Source organism: Arsenicicoccus sp. UBA7492 (genome assembly GCF_002479615.1).
GTDB classification, from domain to species: domain Bacteria; phylum Actinomycetota; class Actinomycetes; order Actinomycetales; family Dermatophilaceae; genus Arsenicicoccus; species Arsenicicoccus bolidensis.
Genome location: NZ_DLOE01000049.1, coordinates 30818 through 49095, shown reverse-complemented (window position 1 = coordinate 49095; position 18278 = coordinate 30818). Strand labels below are relative to the sequence as shown.

The 18278-nt window shown below is 72.5% G+C and carries 15 protein-coding genes; 7 read left to right on the top strand and 8 right to left on the bottom strand.

Translation table 11 applies throughout. The annotated features are described in order from the left end of the window. The first annotated feature begins 1 nt into the window (after position 1). The 6 genes from B4E97_RS15690 (at position 2) to B4E97_RS15665 (ending at position 7418) form a co-directional block, all read left to right on the top strand. Positions 2-2056, top strand: a complete 2055-nt coding sequence (locus B4E97_RS15690; protein ID WP_286960639.1) for a HelD family protein — start codon at positions 2-4, stop codon at positions 2054-2056. A 23-nt stretch (positions 2057-2079) separates the two neighbouring features. Continuing rightward, positions 2080-2727: a hypothetical protein gene (locus B4E97_RS15685; RefSeq protein ID WP_029212480.1), complete on the top strand. Its 648-nt coding sequence runs from the start codon at positions 2080-2082 to the stop codon at positions 2725-2727. Between the two features lie 53 nt (positions 2728-2780). Beyond that, positions 2781-3482: a FadR/GntR family transcriptional regulator gene (locus B4E97_RS15680; RefSeq protein ID WP_019284346.1), complete on the top strand. Its 702-nt coding sequence runs from the start codon at positions 2781-2783 to the stop codon at positions 3480-3482. Positions 3483-3569: 87 nt separating this feature from the next. Further along, positions 3570-5003: a four-carbon acid sugar kinase family protein gene (locus tag B4E97_RS15675; RefSeq protein WP_029212479.1), complete on the top strand. Its 1434-nt coding sequence runs from the start codon at positions 3570-3572 to the stop codon at positions 5001-5003. 111 nt (positions 5004-5114) lie between these two features. Beyond that, complete coding sequence (locus B4E97_RS15670; protein WP_286960637.1) at positions 5115-6026, top strand: NAD(P)-dependent oxidoreductase; 912 nt, start codon at positions 5115-5117, stop codon at positions 6024-6026. Positions 6027-6029: 3 nt separating this feature from the next. After that, on the top strand, positions 6030-7418 hold the full coding sequence (locus tag B4E97_RS15665; protein WP_286960636.1) for a GntP family transporter: 1389 nt from the start codon (positions 6030-6032) through the stop codon (positions 7416-7418). A 63-nt stretch (positions 7419-7481) separates the two neighbouring features. Here the strand turns inward: B4E97_RS15665 and B4E97_RS15660 are convergent, their stop codons facing one another. Further along, positions 7482-8255, bottom strand: a complete 774-nt coding sequence (locus tag B4E97_RS15660) for a DUF4031 domain-containing protein (protein ID WP_019284351.1) — start codon at positions 8253-8255, stop codon at positions 7482-7484. 153 nt (positions 8256-8408) lie between these two features. Between B4E97_RS15660 and B4E97_RS15655 the strand changes: the two genes are divergently transcribed. Further along, complete coding sequence (locus B4E97_RS15655) at positions 8409-8699, top strand: WXG100 family type VII secretion target (protein WP_019284352.1); 291 nt, start codon at positions 8409-8411, stop codon at positions 8697-8699. A gap of 175 nt (positions 8700-8874) precedes the next feature. Here the strand turns inward: B4E97_RS15655 and B4E97_RS15650 are convergent, their stop codons facing one another. The 7 genes from B4E97_RS15650 to B4E97_RS15620 all read right to left on the bottom strand — a co-directional run bounded on the left by B4E97_RS15650 (position 8875) and on the right by B4E97_RS15620 (position 18272). Beyond that, positions 8875-9798, bottom strand: coding sequence for an EamA family transporter (locus B4E97_RS15650; protein WP_019284353.1), 924 nt, complete (start codon positions 9796-9798; stop codon positions 8875-8877). Between the two features lie 523 nt (positions 9799-10321). Further along, on the bottom strand, positions 10322-11947 hold the full coding sequence (groL, locus tag B4E97_RS15645; RefSeq protein WP_029212475.1) for a chaperonin GroEL: 1626 nt from the start codon (positions 11945-11947) through the stop codon (positions 10322-10324). Positions 11948-12102: 155 nt separating this feature from the next. Then, complete coding sequence (locus B4E97_RS15640; RefSeq protein WP_286960635.1) at positions 12103-13548, bottom strand: diguanylate cyclase domain-containing protein; 1446 nt, start codon at positions 13546-13548, stop codon at positions 12103-12105. Positions 13549-13704: 156 nt separating this feature from the next. After that, the gene (locus B4E97_RS15635; RefSeq protein WP_286956035.1) at positions 13705-14142 is read right to left on the bottom strand and encodes a hypothetical protein; all 438 of its coding nucleotides are present in this window, start codon (positions 14140-14142) and stop codon (positions 13705-13707) included. 70 nt (positions 14143-14212) lie between these two features. Continuing rightward, positions 14213-15274, bottom strand: coding sequence for a P1 family peptidase (locus tag B4E97_RS15630; RefSeq protein ID WP_286960632.1), 1062 nt, complete (start codon positions 15272-15274; stop codon positions 14213-14215). 81 nt (positions 15275-15355) lie between these two features. Continuing rightward, complete coding sequence (locus B4E97_RS15625; protein WP_286956039.1) at positions 15356-15649, bottom strand: DUF3263 domain-containing protein; 294 nt, start codon at positions 15647-15649, stop codon at positions 15356-15358. A 73-nt stretch (positions 15650-15722) separates the two neighbouring features. Then, entirely contained in the window at positions 15723-18272 is a 2550-nt protein-coding gene (locus B4E97_RS15620; protein ID WP_286956041.1) for an ABC transporter permease, read from the bottom strand. Positions 18273-18278: the final 6 nt, after the last annotated feature.

Below are 18278 nucleotides of genomic sequence, written 5' to 3'. Positions count from 1 at the left end.
CATGCCCGCGCCCAGCGACACGCACCTCGACCCCGAGCTCCTGGCCGAGCAGGGACACCTCGACCGGGCCCGCACCGAGCTCGCCGCCATGCGCGAGCGCACCCTCGCCGTCGACGTGCAGGGCAGCGACCCGATCGCCGCGGAGCACCTGGCACGCACCCTCTGGCAGCGCGCCCGCTCGCTCGAGGACGACCCCGCGACCGCCTTGTTCTTCGGCCGGATCGACCTCGACGCGGAGCACGACGGCGAGCGCTGGTATGTCGGCCGACGCCACGTCACCGACGACGCCGGCGACCCTCTCGTCATCGACTGGCGGGCGCCGGTGTCGACCGCGTTCTACCGCGCCTCCCGCACCGAGCCCATGGGCGTGACGCTCCGACGCAGGTTCGGCCTGGACCGGGGTCGCATCACCGCCCTCGAGGACGAGCACCTCACGGATCGCACCGAGCAGCAGGCGAGCTCGCAGATCCTCGCCCGCGAGATCGAGCGTCCGCGCGTCGGTCCCATGCGCGACATCGTGGCCACGATCCAGCCCGAGCAGGACCTGCTGGTGCGCGTCGACGACAGCACGACCGTCTGCATCCAAGGGGCGCCCGGGACCGGCAAGACGGCCGTCGGCCTGCACCGCGCCGCGTGGCTCCTCTATGCCTACCGCGACCGCCTCACCCGCCAGGGCGTCCTCGTCATCGGCCCCAACGCGTCCTTCCTCGAGCACATCGGCGCCGTGCTGCCGGCGCTCGGCGAGGTGCAGGTCAGGCACACCACCATCGAGGGCCTGGTGGGCGAGGGCGTCCGCATCCGCGCCATGGACCCTCCCGGCCGGGCGACCCTCAAGGGCGACGCCCGCCTCGCCGACGTGCTGCGCCGCGCGGTCCGCGCCACCGTCCAGGACCCCGACGAGCCCCTCGTCGTCCCCCGCGGTGCCCGCCGGTGGCGGATCCCGGCCTACGAGGTGCGCGAGATCCTCGACGAGCTGCGCACCCGCGACGTGCGCCACGACGCCGCCCGCCAGATGCTCCCGCAGCGTCTCGCCCACGCGGTGCTGGTCCAGATGGAGGCCGCCGGCGACTCGCCCGACGACCGGGTCCAGGACGCGGTCGCCCGCTCCACCCCCGTCACGCGGTATGCCGACGCCGCGTGGCCCCGTCTCGACCCCGCTGCGGTCCTGCACCGGCTGTGGTCCGACCCGGCGGCGCTGGAGGCGGCGGCGGACGGCATACTCTCCCCTGCGGAGCAGGCAGACCTGGTGTGGGACCAGGCTCCTCGCACGCCGGGGTCCGCCCGCTGGACCCTCGCCGATGCCGTCCTGCTCGACGAGCTCGCGGACCTGCTGACCCGCACCCCCAGCCTCGGTCACGTGATGCTCGACGAGGCGCAGGACCTGTCGCCGATGCAGCTGCGGGCGGTCGGCCGGCGCTGCTCGACCGGCGCGGCCACGGTCCTCGGTGACATCGCGCAGGGCACGACCCCGTGGGCCACCGGCTCGTGGTCGGAGTCGCTGCGCCACCTCGGCAAGCCCGACGGCAAGGTCACCGAGCTGCGCCGGGGCTTCCGGGTGCCCGCGGCGGTGATCGAGTATGCCGCCCGCCTGCTACCCGTCATGGCGCCAGGCCTGGCGGCTCCGCAGTCCGTGCGCGACAACGTCGGCGAGCTGGACATCGTTGCGGTGCAGGCTGACTCGCTCTGGACAGAGACGGCCGACAGGGTCGCCGGCCTGGCCCGGCGGCCCGGCTCGGTCGGTGTCGTCGTCCCCGACGCCGGCGTCACCGCCGCGTCCGCCGCCCTGACCGACGCGGGGATCGAGCACGGCACGCTGGGCGCCGACCACGGCGACGTCGAGCACCAGGTCCACGTCGTGCCGGCGACCGTCGCCAAGGGTCTGGAGTTCGACCGCGTGGTGGTCGTCGAGCCGGCCGCCATCGCCGACGCGGAGCCCGACGAGCGGACCGGGCTGCGACGCCTCTATGTCGTCCTGACGCGAGCCGTGTCTGGTCTCAGCGTGATTCACGCCCGACCGCTCCCCGGACCGCTCACCGCGCCCACCCCCCTGGACTGACGACCGGATGAGAGGGTGGGGCCATGGATGAGCTCGTCGCCGCCTGCCAGGCCGACCTGCAGGCCCTCGCCCCTCGGGCCGACGCGGTCCCCCTCGAGCGCGCGGCCACGCGACTCGTCGACCACTGGCGCGAGCCGCACCGGACCTATCACGGCATCCACCACCTCGCCGAGATGCTCGCGGTCCTCGGCCGGCTCGCCGCCGACGACGCCCTCACCCCACCCCAGCTGCTGGCCTGCCGGGTGGCGGCGTGGCTGCACGACGCGGTCTACGACGTGACCGCCGAGCCCGGCGCCAACGAGGAGGCCAGCGCCGCCCTGGCCGTCGAGCTGCTCGACGAGCTCGACGCCGAGGTGGACCTGATCGAGCAGGTGGCCGGGCTCGTGCACGCGACCGCCGAGCACGGCCCGACGACGGACCCGGTGCACGCCGCCTTCCTCGACGCCGACCTGTGGATCCTCGGGGCGCCGGCCGACCGGTTCGACGAGTACTGCCGCCAGGTCCGCGACGAGTACCCCGCCGTCCCGGACGACGACTACCGGACCGGCCGCTCCCGCATCCTCGAGGCGCTCGTGGAGCGACCGCACATCTATGCCACGCCCGGCGCGCGCACCGCCTGGGAGGCGGCGGCCCGGGACAACGTCCGGCGAGAGCTGGCCCGGCTGGCCTGACCGGCCTCCTCCGCGTCCTATCCTGGCTGGCACCACCAGGAGGAGAGGGCCGTATGCCGCGCAGCTCGTTGGTCGACGAGACCGTCACGACCTTGCTGGACCGCATCGTGTCGGGCCGGCTCGGCCCGGGTGACCGGCTGCCCGGCCAGGACGAGCTCGCCACGCTGCTCGGCGTGAGCCGCCTGACGGTCCGCGAGGCCACCGCCACGCTCGCCGCCGGGCACGTGCTGCGGGTCGAGCACGGCAACGGGACCTTCGTGAACCCCGTCGACCGCTGGACCGACCTCGACGCGGTCAGCCGCGCCGCGCGGGCCGGCGGCCAGGGGTCCGACGCCACGGCCCAGTCGCTGATCGAGATCCGCCGGATGATCGAGGTCGGGGCCTGCGCGCTCGCCGCCCGGCGAGCCACCGAGCGCGACCTGGACCTCCTGCAGCAGCACTGCGAGGCCATGGCGGAGGCCGTCACGCAGTCCGACCTCGAGTCCTTCGTCCGCCACGACATGGCCTTCCACGCCCGGATCCTCGAGGCCGCCGGCAACCCCTTCCTCGGGGCCGTCTACGACCCGCTGCGCCGGGTCCTCGAGCGGGCCCGCTACCAGACCTCGGAGGTCCCGGTCATCCGCGAGCACGCGCTCGACCACCACCGACGGGTGCTGGCTGCGCTCCGCACGGGCGACCCCGAGGCGGCCCAGGCCGCGATGGACGCCCACATGGACCAGACCTCCGACGACCTGGCGACCCACGTGCGGCTCTGAGGCCGAGATCGCGCCACCCCTTCCCTCCTCGGTGGTCCCCCGCTACCCTCTCTAGACATCAGACCTCTGATCTCAAAGGAGAGACCCGTGAGCGTCACACTCGACGACCTGGTGCGCCACCACGCCGCCGGCCCCCACCAGCCCGCCGCCGAGATCGCGGCCGAGGTCGCCCGCCGCGGCCGCGTCCTCGTCGTCCTCGACGACGACCCCACCGGCACCCAGTCGGTCGCCGACCTGCCCGTGCTCACGGCGTGGGACGTCGACTCCCTGGCCTGGGCCCTGCAGCAGCGCGAGCCCGCGGTCTACGTCATGACCAACTCCCGCAGCCTCGCCCCCGCCGACGCCGCCCGCGTCAACCGCGAGGTCGTCACCTCCGCCCTGGCCGCCGCCCGCGAGACCGGCGTCACCGTGGGGTTCGTGTCCCGCTCCGACTCCACCCTGCGCGGTCACTTCCCGCTCGAGACCGACACCATCGCCGAGACCCTGGCCGAGCTCGACGGCCCCCACGTCGACGGCGTCGTCCTCGTCCCGGCCTTCGGCGACGCGGGGCGCGTCACCGTCGACGCGGTGCACCACGCCGGCAACCCGGTCGACGGCTACACCCCCGTCGGCGAGACCGAGTTCGCGCGCGACGCGACCTTCGGCTACGCCAGCTCCGACCTGCGCGACTGGGTGGCCGAGAAGTCCGGGACCACCCGCGAGCAGTCCCGGGTCGTCTCCCTCGGGCTGGACCTGCTGCGCCAGGACCGTGCCGGCACCGTCGCGCTCCTGCGCTCGCTCACCCACGGCCAACCGGTCGTCGCGGACATCGTCGACGAGAACGACCTGCGCCTGCTCAGCGCCGCCCTGCTCGAGGCCGAGGCCGCCGGCTCCACCTTCCTCTACCGCGTCGGCCCGCCCTTTCCCCGCGCGTTCATCGGCCAGGAGCCCCGCACCCCCCTCACCTCCGCGGAGGTGGCCCGCATCCGCGACGGCGGGCTGGCCGAGGACGCCACCGGCGGCCTCGTCGTCGTCGGCTCCCACGTCGCCCTGACCACCCGCCAGCTGGACGCCCTGCGCGAGCGCACCCAGCCGGTCGAGCTCGAGATCGACGTCCCCACCGTCCGCTCCGAGGACCGGGACGCCCACCTGCTCGCCGTGGTCGACACCGTCGTGGAGGCCCTCGCCACCGGCACCGTCGTGGTCCGCACCAGCCGCACCCTCGTGCGCGGCGACGACGCCGACAGCTCCCTCGACATCGCCCGCACCGTGTCCACCGCGGTCGTCGAGGTGGTCCAGCAGGTCCTCGCCCGCCGGGCGCCGCGCTTCGTCGTGGCCAAGGGCGGCATCACCTCCTCGGACGTCGCCAGCCGCGGTCTCGGCATCGCCCGCGCCTACGTCCGCGGCCCGATGCTCCCCGGGATCGTGTCGCTGTGGGAGCCGGTGGACGGACCCGCCCGCGGCATCCCCTACATCGTCTTCGCCGGCAACGTCGGCACCGACGCCTCCCTCGCCGACGTGGTGGACACCCTCTCCCGCTGACGTCGGTCCCACGCGCACCACGCACCTGCCGTATGGCGCCCCGCCGCACCCCTCCGCGCCCCATCGCCCCATCGCCCCAACCGCTGCACCCTCACGATCGAAGGAGATCCCGTGACCCCCACCGTCGCCGTCCTCGGACTCGGCGCCATGGGCCTGCCCATGGCCACGCACCTCGCCCAGACCTTCCCCGTCCGGGCCTACGACCTCGACCCCTCCCGCGCCGCCGGCCTCGGCACCACCAGCGCCACGGGCCACGCCAGCGCCCGCGAGGCCGCCACCGACGCCGACGTCGTGCTCGTCGCCGTCCGCAACGCCGAGCAGCTCGAGGCCGCGCTGTGGGGTGACGACGGCGTCACCGAGGTCCTCGAGCCCGGCAGCGTGGTGCTGCTCACCTCGACGGTCGGCATCGCCGCGGTCGAGGACGTCGCGACCCGCCTCGCCGACCAGGGCCTCGGCCTCGTCGACGCGCCCGTGTCCGGTGGCCCCACCCGCGCCGGCAACGGCGACCTGCTCGTGACGGTGGGCGCCGAGGACACGGCATACGACCTCGCTCGTCCCGTCCTCGAGGCGATGGCCTCGACGCTGCGCCGGGTGGGTGACCGCGCCGGTGCCGGCCAGGCCATGAAGACCGTCAACCAGCTCCTGTGCGGCGTCCACATCGCCGCCGGCGCCGAGGCGCTCGCCCTGGCCGACGCGCTCGGGCTCGACCCCGCCGCCGCCCTGGAGACGCTGGGTGCCGGCGCCGCGGCGTCGTTCATGCTCGGCGACCGCGGGCCGCGCATGCTGCAGGCCTACGACGAGGACGGGGCCGAGGTGCGCAGCCGTCTCGACATCTTCGTCAAGGACATGGGCATCGTCGCGACCGCCGCCAAGGGCGCGGGTCTCGCCACGCCCGTCGCGGCGGCGGCGCAGCAGCTCTACCTGCTCGGCCAGTCCCACGGCCTGGCGGCCTCCGACGACTCGAGCGTCATCCGGGTCCTCGCCCCCACCCGCGTCACGACCCCCGACGTCCAGGGGGCCTGAGCCATGTCCACGGCATACCTGCTCTGCCTGGCCGCCGGCGCGATCGCGGTCATGCTCCTGCTCGTCATCAAGCCCAAGATGCCGGCGTTCGTCGCCATGATCCTGGTCAGTCTCGTGACCGCGCTCGCCGGCGGCATCGCCCCCGAGAAGGTCATCACCGTCCTCACCAACGGCATGGGCAAGACCCTCGGCTCCGTCGCGATCATCGTCGGCCTCGGCGCGATGCTCGGCCGGATGATCGAGCTGTCCGGCGGCGCCGAGAACCTCGCCCGCCGCTTCACCGCCCGCCTCGGCGAGAAGCGCGTCGTGCTCGCTGTGACCTGCGCCGCCTTCGTGCTCGGCATCCCCGTGTTCTTCGACGTGGGCGTGATCATCCTGGCGCCGATCGTGTTCGGCTTCGCGGCCGTCGCCCGCATCTCGCCGCTCAAGATCGGCCTGCCGGTCGCGGCCGTGCTGCTGGCGGTCCACGTGGCGGTGCCGCCGCACCCTGGTCCCGTCGCGGCCGCCGCGACGCTCGGCGCCGACGCCGGCCTGCTGACCATCCTCGGCCTGCTCGCCTGCATCCCGATGGCCGTCGTCTGCTACCTCGTGTCCCAGCGGATGCGCTACGACCGGATCACCCTGCAGGACTCCCCCGCCACGGAGGCCCTCAAGACGGCCGAGCACTCCACCGACCTCGCGACCGGCTCGTATGCCGGGGGCGCCGACGCACCGCGCCGCAAGGTCCCGAGCGCGGGCACCGTCATGGCCCTCATCCTCATCCCCATCGGCATGATCATGGCCGGGACGACGGGCGCGATGCTGCTGCCCAAGGGCACGCTGCGCAACATCCTCTCGCTCGTGGGCGCCCCGCCGTTCGCCCTGCTCGTGGGGGCGCTGCTGGCGCACTACGTGATCAGCCTCAACCAGGGCTGGAGCATGGAGAAGGGCGGCGAGCTGATGGACTCCGCCCTGCCGATGGTCGCCGTCATCATCTTCGTGACCGGGGCGGGCGGCGTCTTCGCCAACGTCCTGATCGAGACGGGCGTCGGCAAGGCCCTGTCCGGGTCCCTGGCGGGGCTGGGCATGCCCGTCCTGCTCATGGCCTACCTCATCGCGGTGGGGCTGCGCGTGGCGCAGGGCTCCGCGACCGTGGCGATCCTGACGACGGCCGGCTTGGTCCAGCCCTCCATCGCCTCAGGGGGATTCAGCTCGGTGCAGGTCGTGCTGATCCTGCTGGCCATCGCCTTCGGCGGGTATGCCGCCTCCCACGTCAACGACTCCGGCTTCTGGATCGTGACGCGCTACCTGGGACTCAGCGTGGCGGACGGGCTCAAGACCTGGACCGTCCTGTCGACCATCGGCAGCCTCGTGGGCTTCGCGACGGTCGCGGCCGCCTGGGCGCTCGTCTGAGCCGCCGCTGCTCGTCGGGTGCTGCCCGGCTCGGTCCCGGCCGGCTGATTCCTGCGACGCCCCTCAGCGCTGCTGCAGGAACCAGTCCAGCACCGGCCACCAGAACTGCGCCGAGCAGTGCTCGGGGACCTGGTCGAGCGGCACCCAGACCGCGTCGTGGACCTCGGTGCGGTATGGCGTGAGGGAGGGCCCGTCCACGTCCAGGTCCGCGGCATAGATCGCCACGTGGCAGTGCGGCAGGTGCGGCCAGCGCGGTGACGGCCGGCTCTGAGTGATCCGCTCGTAGCCGATCGGCCGCAGCAGCGCCTCGTCGAGGTCAAAGCCGGTCTCCTCGCGCACCTCGCGGACCGCTCCGGCGCGCGGGGTCTCGCCGGGCTCGCGGGCCCCGGCCGGCGCCTCCCACCCGCCACGGGCGCGGCTGTGGACCATCAGGAGGCGATCGGACCGGTCGAAGACGAAGGTCGCCGCCGCCGAGGTCGTCGGCTCGGGCGGCTCCTGGTCGGAGACGATCACGTCGAGGTGGTGCGGTCCGGCGACGGTCGGCACCACGTCCGGGTAGCGGCCCATCGGGCGCTCGCCCTTGCGCTTGCGGAAGCGCAGTCCCGTGGCGTGGAGCAGCCGGACCACCTCCCGACCGTCGACGAGGCGCGCCCCGGCCGCGACCACGTCTGCGTGGCGCTCCTGCGGGACGTCGTAGTGGTCACCGTCGTAGGACCGCGGGTGCAGTCCCACCTCCGCCGCGAAGGCGTGCAGCTCGTCGTAGGAGCAGTCCGAGATGAGGTGGGCGAAGTGGCGGCCGTGCGCCGGCCACTGCGGAGCGTCGACATAGAGCGTCACGCGGTCACCGTCCCCATGCTGGCAGGCTAACCGACCCCGCCTGTGGATGAGCGGACGAGGTCACGGGCCGGGCGGGGCAGAGTTGCTCTCAGCCGGTCCGGGCACACCGGACGGACGGGCCACCAGGGTCGAACGCGAGCAGAGGATTCGGACATGAGCGCAACCTTCACCGTCGACACCGAGCGCATCTCGGCGGCCTCGGCCGACATCGGCCAGATCTCCGCGGAGATCGAGACGCAGGTCGGGGCCATGATGGGCCGCCTGACCGCCCTGCAGGACGCCTGGCAGGGCAGCGCCTCCGCCGGCTTCCAGGGGGTCATCGCGCAGTGGCGCGGCACCCAGTCGCAGGTGCGCGAGTCGCTGGAGTCGATCAACCGGCTGCTCCAGCAGGCCGGGGTGCAGTATGCCGACACCGAGCAGGCCAACACCGCGATGTTCCGCTGACCCCACGAGCTCCCGGGCGGGCCCACGGGCTCGGCCCGCCCGGGTCGGGAGGGTCGCGGCGGGGGGTCCCCCAGCCCCGCCGCGGCCTTCTTCCGGTTCGGTGTCCCTCGACGGTCTGGCGGAACCGGGAACCGGGCGCGTCGCCAGGAGCCGGTCGCCCGAGGCGGCCCGAGCCTCAGAGACCCGCGGGCTCTGAAGCCGGGTGCTCCCGGTCCGGCAGGTCCGACCGTGGCCGTCGACGCGGGCCGATCACACCGAGGGCCATGAGCACGCCGACGATGATGACCACCGCCCCGACCAGGCCGAGGACCGTCGGGGTCTCACCGTTGTAGAAGTAGGCGGCGACCGTGCCGATGACCGGCACGAACATCGACCACGGCGACACCGTCGACGCCGCATGGCGCGACAGCAGCAGGTTCCACAGGCCGTAGCCCGCCATCGAGGCGCCGTAGGTGACGAACGCCAGCCCCAGCACCGACGTCAGCGTCAGGTGCGTCAGCGCATGCAGGTCCCGCTCCCAGCCCTCCAGCCACAGCGACAGACCGAGCAGCGGCAGCGGCGCCACCAGGGCCGACCAGACCACCAGCGAGAAGCCGTCCCGCGGCGGACGGCGACGGGTGAGCACGTTGCCCATCCCCCACGACGCGGCGGCCGCGATCGTCATCACGAACGGCAGCACCGGCGCCGCCACCATGAACTCCCACCCCACCACGACCATGCCGAGCACCCCGATGGCGATGCCCGCCACCTGCCAGCGCGTCGGCAGCTCCCGCAGCACCAGGGCCGCGATCGTCACCGTGAACACCGTCTGGATCTGCAGCACCAGCGACGCCAGCCCCGCCGGCATCCCGAGGTTCATCGCGGTGTAGAGCAGCGCGAACTGCCCCGCCGACATCGTCGCTCCGCACGCCAGCACCGTCCGCCACCCGTTGCCCGGCGGCCGGACGAACAGCACCGCGGGGAACGCGACCAGCGTGAACCGCAGCGCCGCGAACAGCAGCGGCGGGATCACCTCCATGCCGTACTTCGCCGCCACGAAGTTCACGCCCCAGATGAGGATGACCACGCAGGCGAGGAAGGTGTCCTTGCGCGGCATCATGCTGGGGCTCCTGCGGTGTCGTCGACGTGGTCCGACCACGACTCTCCCCCGACCGGGCCCTGGAGCGCACGTCCACCCACGGTTCGGACGGCATGACGTCGCTCACGTGCCCGGGGGCCGGCATACGACTCGGCTGGTGCGCCAAGACGCGCTCGCAGGCACGGCGAGCGCCCACCGACGGTCGGCAGCGCGCACAACTGCTGCACATCGGAGCTCGTCCCGGACGAATTCCGTTGCGGCACAACACCCCGGTTCACGCTCGACCCGGTATGTGCAGCAGCTGCGCACGCGAAGGGCGGCCCACCGTGATCGGTGAGCCGCCCTTCGTGAATCTCGTGCGTCAGAAGCCTGTGCTTGATCGGGCTTCTTCCTCGGACTCCGCTACGACCGGGTCCTCGCAAGCTCGGACCCAACCTTCGCATGCGTCCTTCGTCAGAAGCCTTGCTTGATCGGGCTTCTTCCTCGCACTCCGGCTCGGCCGTGTCCCTCGTTCCTCGGGACTAGGCCTCACCTACATGCTTCGTCAGAAGCCCATACCACCCATGTCGTCGCCACCAGGCGCCGCCGCCGCAGCCTTCTCCGGCTTGTCGGCAATGACGGCCTCCGTGGTGAGGAACAGCGCGGCGATGGACGCGGCGTTCTCCAGGGCGGAACGGGTGACCTTGGCCGGGTCGATGATGCCGGCCTTGATCATGTCGACGTACTCGCCCGTGGCGGCGTTCAGGCCCTCGCCCGGGGTGAGGTGGCGGACCTTCTCCGCCACGACGCCACCCTCGAGACCGGCGTTGATCGCGATCTGCTTGAGCGGAGCCTCGGCAGCGACGCGGACGATGTTGGCGCCCACGGCCTCCTCGCCCTCCAGCGAGAGCTTGGCGAAGGCAGCGTCGGTGGCCTGCAGCAGGGCCACGCCACCACCGGCGACGATCCCCTCCTCGACGGCAGCCTTGGCGTTGCGCACCGCGTCCTCGATGCGGTGCTTGCGCTCCTTGAGCTCGACCTCGGTGGCCGCGCCCGCCTTGATGACGGCGACGCCACCGGCGAGCTTGGCGAGGCGCTCCTGGAGCTTCTCGCGGTCGTAGTCGGAGTCGCTGCGGTCGATCTCGGAACGGATCTGCGCGACGCGACCGGCGATCTGGTCGGCGTCGCCGGCACCCTCGACGATCGTGGTCTCGTCCTTGGTGACGACGACCTTGCGCGCCCGGCCGAGCATGTCGAGCTCGGTGGTGTCGAGCTTGAGGCCGACCTCCTCGGAGATGACCTGGCCACCGGTGAGGATGGCGATGTCGCCGAGCATGGCCTTGCGACGGTCACCGAAGCCCGGGGCCTTGACGGCGACGGACTTGAAGGTGCCGCGGATCTTGTTGACGATCAGCGTGGACAGGGCCTCGCCCTCGACGTCCTCGGCGATGATCGCGAGCGGCTTGCCGGACTGCATGACCTTCTCGAGCAGCGGCAGGACGTCCTTGATCGCGGAGATCTTGGAGTTGACGATGAGCACGTAGGGGTCCTCGAGGACGACCTCCATGCGCTCGGTGTCGGTGACGAAGTAGGGCGCGATGTAGCCCTTGTCGAAGCGCATGCCCTCGGTGAGCTCGAGCTCGAGGCCGAAGGTGTTGGACTCCTCGACGGTGATGACGCCTTCCTTGCCGACCTTGTCCATGGCCTCGGCGATGAGCTCGCCGATCTGGGGGTCAGCGGCGGAGATCGAGGCGGTGGAGGCGATCTGCTCCTTGGTCTCGATGTCCTTGGCCATGTCGAGCAGCTCGGCGGAGACGGCCTTGACGGCGGTCTCGATGCCGCGCTTCAGCGCCATGGGGTTGGATCCGGCCGCGACGTTGCGCAGGCCCTCCTTGACCATGGCCTGCGCGAGGACGGTCGCGGTGGTGGTGCCGTCACCGGCGACGTCGTCGGTCTTCTTGGCAACTTCCTTGACGAGCTCGGCCCCGATCTTCTCGTACGGGTCCTCGAGCTCGATCTCCTTGGCGATGGACACGCCGTCGTTGGTGATGGTGGGGGCTCCCCACTTCTTCTCCAGGACGACGTTGCGGCCCTTGGGGCCGAGGGTGACGCGGACGGCGTCGGCAAGGATGTTCATGCCGCGCTCGAGACCGCGACGGGCCTCCTCGTCGAAGGCAATCAGCTTGGCCATTCGGGGGTTTCCTCCCACACGAAACGGATGTGTCGGTCGCAGGACGCCCGCGACGGACGGCTCGTGGCCGCTGGGTTCACATCACCCGGCGACCCCGGACCTCGTCATACGACCGGGCTCTTATCACTCTCGCCAGGAGAGTGCTAACACCATCATTAGCACTCGGCACCCCCGAGTGCAAATGACGACGGCACCGTATGCCGGGCGCCGCCCGCCCCCATGAAGGACCCCCACGACGCGAGCTCGCGCAGGCTCTGGAGCCGCTCGGCGTCGGCGGGGGCCCGCAGGCCCTGCACGGTCTGCGTGGACCGGGGTCCGCGATCCACCATGGCGTCCTCGGCGAGCTCCAGGTGCACGTCGGTCGGCCGCAGCCCGCCTCGCCGCAGCATCTCCTCGAGCCGAGGCGCCACGTCATCGACGTCCAGCAGCGCGGTCGGGAGGTTGACCGAGACGGGGATCCCGCCCGGCCCGAGCCGCCGCAGCGAGGTCACGGTGCCGGACAGGACCCACTCCGTCAGTCGCGTCATGTGGCCGGTGCGCGTCGCGTAGTCGAGGACCGTGGCAGGCCCCACCACCCGGCCGTCGGCACCCACCCAGCGCAGCAGGGCCTCCACCGAGTGCACGGCCAGGTCGTGGGTGCGCACGATGGGCTGCAGGTAGAGGCGGACCGACTCCGCGCCCCAGGCCCGCGTGATCTCGTGGTCGGCGTCGGCCCGGCGCTCCGCCGCCGCGCGCATGCCGGGGTCGTACGCGCGCCAGGCCTCGTTGGACTGCTTGGCGGCGTACATCGCGAGGTCGGCCCGCTGCAGCAGCTCCTCCGGACCGACGCCGGGCTCCTGAGGGTCCGCCGCCGCGACACCGATCGAGGCTCCGACCTGGTGCACCCGGTCACCGAGTCCGTAGGGCTGGGCGAGCGACTCGTGCACGCGCTCGGCCAAGGCCGTGGCCTCGTCGAGCCCGGCGGACGCCACCACCGCGAACTCGTCCCCGCCCAGGCGGGCGAGCAGCCGGTCCGGCCCGATCTCGCTCGTGATGCGCGCGGCGACCTCGCGCAGGAGGGCGTCACCCGCGTGGTGGCCGCTGGAGTCGTTGACCTGCTTGAACCGGTCCAGGTAGATGAAGATCACCGCCACCGGCGTCGCCCTGCCCGCCTCGTCCAGCAGGGTGGCGAGACGCTCGAGCAGCTGGCGGCGGTTGGCGAGCCCGGTCAGCGTGTCGTTGTAGGCGAGCGCGTGCAGCCGCTCGCGCAGCTCCACCCGCTCGGTGACGTCGCGCACGGCGACCACGAACCCGTCGGGACGCGGGGCGACCGAGGTCTCGAGGACCCGACCGTCGGTCTGGACGTCGAACAACGCGGACCCCTCGTCCTTCGCCAGGCGCAGCGCTTCCGTGACGACGGTGGGATCGACGAGCAGCACCTCGGCCAGCGTCGAGGACCGCGGGTCGTCGACGCTGCGGAGGGCCTCCTCGGTCCCGATCACCCGCTCGGCGACGGGTGAGACGTACTCCAGCACCCCACGCCCGTCGCAGATCATGATCACGTCCTGCGAGTCCTGGACGAGGCTGCGGAAGTATTCCTCCTGCTGACGGCTCTCGGCCATCGCCTCGCGGAGCCTTCGACGAGCGGGCGCCGGCGCGTCCTCTGCATCAAGTATGACGAGCGTTACCCTCCGCGTCTGAAGAAATCGCGTCCGTGACGCCGATCGACCCAGCGTGACCTGCGTCGGCGGGCCGCTCGGGTCCTGTCAGGCCGGTTGTCAGGAGGCCGCGGCCCTCAGCTCGCCGTCGGCCTCGCTGCTCACGGGGTCGTCCAGGTCGTCGACGTAGACCACGACCAGGTCCCGCGCGGGGTTGGACTCGATCTCGCCCAGCAGCCACCGCCACGCCACGAGGTTGGGGTGGTCGACCGAGGTGCAGGCCTCGGCCGGTGAGAGGTCGTCGATCGCGCGTCGCAGCACGTCCACGGTCACCGGCAGCGTCTCGGTGGTCTGCGAGTGGCGGACGAGGCGCCCGAGCACCACCGCGGGCAGGTAGGCCCCGCCCTGGTTGACGCACGGGAACTCCCACTCCGGCTCCGACGACGCTGCGCTGATCCCGACGCCCCACAGGGCGGGCCGTCGCCACCCCGGCACGGTCGCCTCGGTGGCGTCGCGCATGGCGGCGAGCTTCTCCGGTGTGTCCCACTGCTCCGTCATACGACCACTCTCCCAGACTCCGCGAGGCTCGGCCGGTCCGGCCACGTCAGTCGGTCAGTCATCCAGTCAGTCAGCCGTATGCCGAGGGGAACGCGGCCCGGTAGGAGCGCCAGGCCGCGCCGCCGTCCGCCGTGCGGTCCACGGACTCGGCCGCCAGCACGGCGTGCACCACCGCACGCGTCACGCAGTCCGCCCCGGCCTCGAAGAGCAGGGCCAGCTCGGGCAGGGACAGCTCTCGCTCGTGGCGCCCCGAGCCGAGGGCGAAGAGGGTGTCGCCGTCGAAGTAGGTGTGGACCGGCTTGAGCGCCCGCGCGAGGCCGTCGTGCCCGACGCCCGCCATCTTCTGGCACTGCGCCTTGGTGAGCCGCGCGTCCGTCGCGATCACGCCGATCGTCGTCGCCATGCCCGGCATGCCCGCGAACCGCTCCGGCAGGCTCCCTGCTGCCACGCGTGACGCCGCGACGTCCTGCGCGGACGGTGACCTGAGCCCAGCGAGCTCCTCGTCAAGCTCGTGCCGCGCTCCCCACAGCTCGCCCGTGGTCTCGTCGACGGCGGACCCGATGGCGTTGACCACGCACAGGGCGGCCACCGTCACGCCGTCGTCGAGCACGCACGACGCCGAGCCCACGCCGCCCTTGAAGCCCCCGACCTTGGCGCCCGTCCCGCCACCGACGGCGCCCATCGGCACCGGCCGCGCACCCGAGTCGCGCGCATCGGCATACGCGGCCTGACCGTCCCGGAAGCCGGGGTGGTGCCGCCACTCGCCGCCCCGCCCGAGGTCGAAGACGACCGCTGCGGGGACGATGGGCACGACCTGCCCGGGCGAGCCCATGGGCCACCCGATGCCGTCCTCCAGCAGCCCCTGGACGACGCCGTCGACCGCGGCGAGCCCGAGGGCCGAACCGCCGGACAGGACCACGGCGTCGACCCGGTCGACCAGGTTGCGCGGGTCGAGCAGGTCGGTCTCGCGGGTCCCGGGGGCCGCGCCGCGCACGTCCACGCCGGCGACGCAGCCGCCGTCCGGCGGGAGCACGACGGTGGTCCCGGTCAGCCAGCCCGTCTCGTCCCGGGTCGCGTGACCGACCCGGAACCCGGCGACGTCGACGAGGGTGTTGGTGGGTCCGGTGCGCATGCCCGCGAATCTACTCCCGGCCCCCGGGATGCCGATGGCCCCCGTCCTGTGCGAGGACGGGGGCCTACGGGTCTGTGGGGGTCAGAGCTGGACGCCGAGCCGGCGTGCTGACCTGGCGCGCTGCCGCTGGGCGCGCATGCGCCGCAGCCGCTTGACGAGCATGGGGTCGTGCTCCAGGGCCGCCTGCGTGTCGATCAGGGCGTTGAGCACCTGGTAGTAGCGCGTCGCGCTCATGTCGAACAGCTCCTTGACGGACTGCTCCTTGGCGCCTTCGTACTTCCACCACTGGCGCTCGAACGCGAGGATCTCGCGCTCCCGGTCGCTGAGGGAGGCGACGGGACGCGTGGCCGACGTGGGGTGCAGTGCGGCGCTCATGAGCCTCAGGGTAGCGGCCGAATCACACGCATGTCATTCGTGCCGCGCCCCTGATCACCCACATGGCCGCCGCTCACTCGGTCTGGATCGCCCGCAGCACGTCCATCCGCGCGGCGCGGTGGGCCGGCCACAGCGCGGCCAGCACCCCCACGATCCCCGCGACGACGAGGAACGCCAGCAGCTGCACCCACGGCACGTGCAGGGCCAGCCCGTCGCCCTCGAGCGCCCGGACCAGCGCGAAGCCGAAGAGCAGCCCCATGCCGAGACCGAGCACCGAGCCGAGCAGCGCGATCGCCACCGACTCGAGCCGGATCATCCGCCCCAGCTGTCCCCGCCGCAGGCCGATCGCCCGCAGCAGCCCGATCTCGCGCGTCCGCTCGATGACGGACAGGGCGAGCGTGTTGACGATGCCGAGCACGGCGATGACGATCGCCAGCCCGAGCAGGGCGTAGATCATGTTGAGCAGCAGGTCGATCTGCCCCGTCTGGGTCTTGGCGAACTCCTGGTTGTCCTTGACGGTCACCATGGGCAGGTCCTTGACGATGGTCTCCAGCTGCTGACGGACCTTGGCCTTGTCGGCGCCGCCCGCCACGTCCACCACCACGCGCATGTCGGTCGCCGGCACCCCGGCGTCCGCGAGGGTGTCTAGGGTGGTGTAGAGCCCGCCGTCCATCCCCTCGTCCTGCTGGTAGGTCATCGCGAGGGTCAGGGGCAGCGGCCCGCTGGGGAGCGCGACGTCGACCTTCTGCCCGAGCGCCCAGCCCTTGTCGGTCGCCATCTTCTCGGGCACCATGACCGTGCCCTTGCGGAAGTCCGCGAGCGAGCCCCGGCCGGCCTCCTGCTTGAAGATCTTGTCGAAGTCGCTCGGCGCCATCGCTCCCAGGATCGTCTGCTCGCCCCCGAGCGTCCCGAACGCCATCCGCATGCGGTGCACACTGGCCACCCCGTCGACCTTGGCCGCCTGGTCGGCGATGGCGGGCGAGAAGGGCTGGAAGGCCGGGTTGGAGTACATGTAGTCCCCGCGGAGCCCGCCCTCGATGATGCCCGTCAGCGAGGTCTTGGCCGACTGGCCGAGCACCGCCATCGTGGTCACGAGGGTCAGGCCGATCATCAGGGCCGAGGCGGTGGCGGCCGTGCGGCGTGGGTTGCGGGTGGCGTTGGTCTCGGCGAGCGCTCCGACCTGGCCGAACATCCCGCGGTAGACCCGGCCGAGGCCCCACAGGACCGGCTTGCCCAGCACCGGCGAGGTGAAGGCCACGCCGAGCAGCGTCAGGAGCGCGCCGGCCCCGATCCACCACGTGCGCCCGGGGGCGTCCTCCCAGAAGAGCCCGGCGAGCAGCCCGGCGACGCCCAGGCCGGTCAGGGTCAGGCCGATGGCCAGCCGTCGTCCGAGGTCGGACCGGCCGGTCAGCGCGTCACCGGTCATGGCGGCGACCGGGGGCACCGAGGACGCCTTGCGGGCCGGGACATAGGCCGCGAGCATCGTCACGAGCAGACCCACGACGTATGACGCCGCCACCGCCTGCAGCGTGAGCCGAGGTGGGGTGGACCCCATGTCGAGGCCGAACGTCGAGAACATCGCCGAGATGCCCTGGGCGATCCCCAGGCCGAGCAGCAGCCCGAGGGTGGCGCCGACGAGCCCGACGACGAACGCCTCGAAGAGCACGGCCCGGCGCACCTGCGGCCGGCTCGCCCCCATGGCCCGCAGGAGCGCCAGCTCGCGGGAGCGCTGCGCGACGAGGATCGAGAAGGTGTTGACGATGAGGAAGGACCCGACGACGAGGGCGATGCCGGCGAAGACGAGCAGGAAGGTCGAGATGAACGACAGCGCCTGCCCGACCTGGTCCTCGCTCTTCTTGGCCAGCTCGGCGCCCGTCAGGGTCTCGTAGCCGGCCGGCGTCAGGGCGCGGACCCGCTCGGCCAGGGCGTCGACGTCCTGCCCGGGCTCGGCCGTGACCCAGGCCGCCTGGTAGGCGTCCTTGCCGCCCATCCACTGCTGCTGCGCGGTCCGGTCGTCGAACATCGCGTAGGTCGCGCCCGCCGTGGACCCCTTGGAGCCCCACAGGACCGTCCCGACGATGGTCGCCCGCATGGTGGGCTCGGCCCCCGAGCTGGCGATGGCGATGGTGTCGCCCAACCGGTAGCCGGACTTCTCGAGGGAGGCGGGGTCGATCGCGACCTCACCCTCCCGCTGGGGCGTCCGTCCGCTCTTGACGACCATGCCCTGCTGGCCGCCGAAGGCCGGCTCGGTGATGACGTTGCCGCCGATGGACGGCGGCCCCACGGTGGCGAGGACCTTGCCGTTCTTGCCGACGAGGTAGGCGTCGGTGACGGTGATGGCGCCCACGGACGACCGGACGCCCTCCACCTGGCCGATCCGGTCGATCTGGGCGCGGGTGAGGACGCTGCGGGACCCGGACGTCGCGCCCCCGGCCGACGAGCCCTTGGGCTGGACGTTCACGTCGGCGACGGTGCCGTTCATGATGCCGTTGAAGGTGCTGCCGAGCATGTCGGTGAAGATCAGGGAGCCGCTGACGAAGGACACCCCGAGGACGATGGCGAAGGCGCTCATGAGGAGCCGCAGCTTGCGGCCCATCAGGGACTTCCACGATGTGCGGAGCATGGCGGG

Excerpts from the sequence above, each read along its gene's own strand:
- B4E97_RS15690 (WP_286960639.1), top strand. The coding sequence starts at position 2 with ATGCCCGCGCCCAGCGACACGCACCTCGACCCCGAGCTCCTGGCCGAG.
- B4E97_RS15685 (WP_029212480.1), top strand. The coding sequence starts at position 2,080 with ATGGATGAGCTCGTCGCCGCCTGCCAGGCCGACCTGCAGGCCCTCGCC.
- B4E97_RS15680 (WP_019284346.1), top strand. The coding sequence starts at position 2,781 with ATGCCGCGCAGCTCGTTGGTCGACGAGACCGTCACGACCTTGCTGGAC.
- B4E97_RS15665 (WP_286960636.1), top strand. The coding sequence starts at position 6,030 with ATGTCCACGGCATACCTGCTCTGCCTGGCCGCCGGCGCGATCGCGGTC.
- B4E97_RS15655 (WP_019284352.1), top strand. The coding sequence starts at position 8,409 with ATGAGCGCAACCTTCACCGTCGACACCGAGCGCATCTCGGCGGCCTCG.
- B4E97_RS15650 (WP_019284353.1), bottom strand. The coding sequence starts at position 9,798 with ATGATGCCGCGCAAGGACACCTTCCTCGCCTGCGTGGTCATCCTCATC.
- groL (WP_029212475.1), bottom strand. The coding sequence starts at position 11,947 with ATGGCCAAGCTGATTGCCTTCGACGAGGAGGCCCGTCGCGGTCTCGAG.
- B4E97_RS15640 (WP_286960635.1), bottom strand. The coding sequence starts at position 13,548 with ATGGCCGAGAGCCGTCAGCAGGAGGAATACTTCCGCAGCCTCGTCCAG.
- B4E97_RS15635 (WP_286956035.1), bottom strand. The coding sequence starts at position 14,142 with ATGACGGAGCAGTGGGACACACCGGAGAAGCTCGCCGCCATGCGCGAC.
- B4E97_RS15630 (WP_286960632.1), bottom strand. The coding sequence starts at position 15,274 with ATGCGCACCGGACCCACCAACACCCTCGTCGACGTCGCCGGGTTCCGG.
- B4E97_RS15625 (WP_286956039.1), bottom strand. The coding sequence starts at position 15,649 with ATGAGCGCCGCACTGCACCCCACGTCGGCCACGCGTCCCGTCGCCTCC.
- B4E97_RS15620 (WP_286956041.1), bottom strand. The coding sequence starts at position 18,272 with ATGCTCCGCACATCGTGGAAGTCCCTGATGGGCCGCAAGCTGCGGCTC.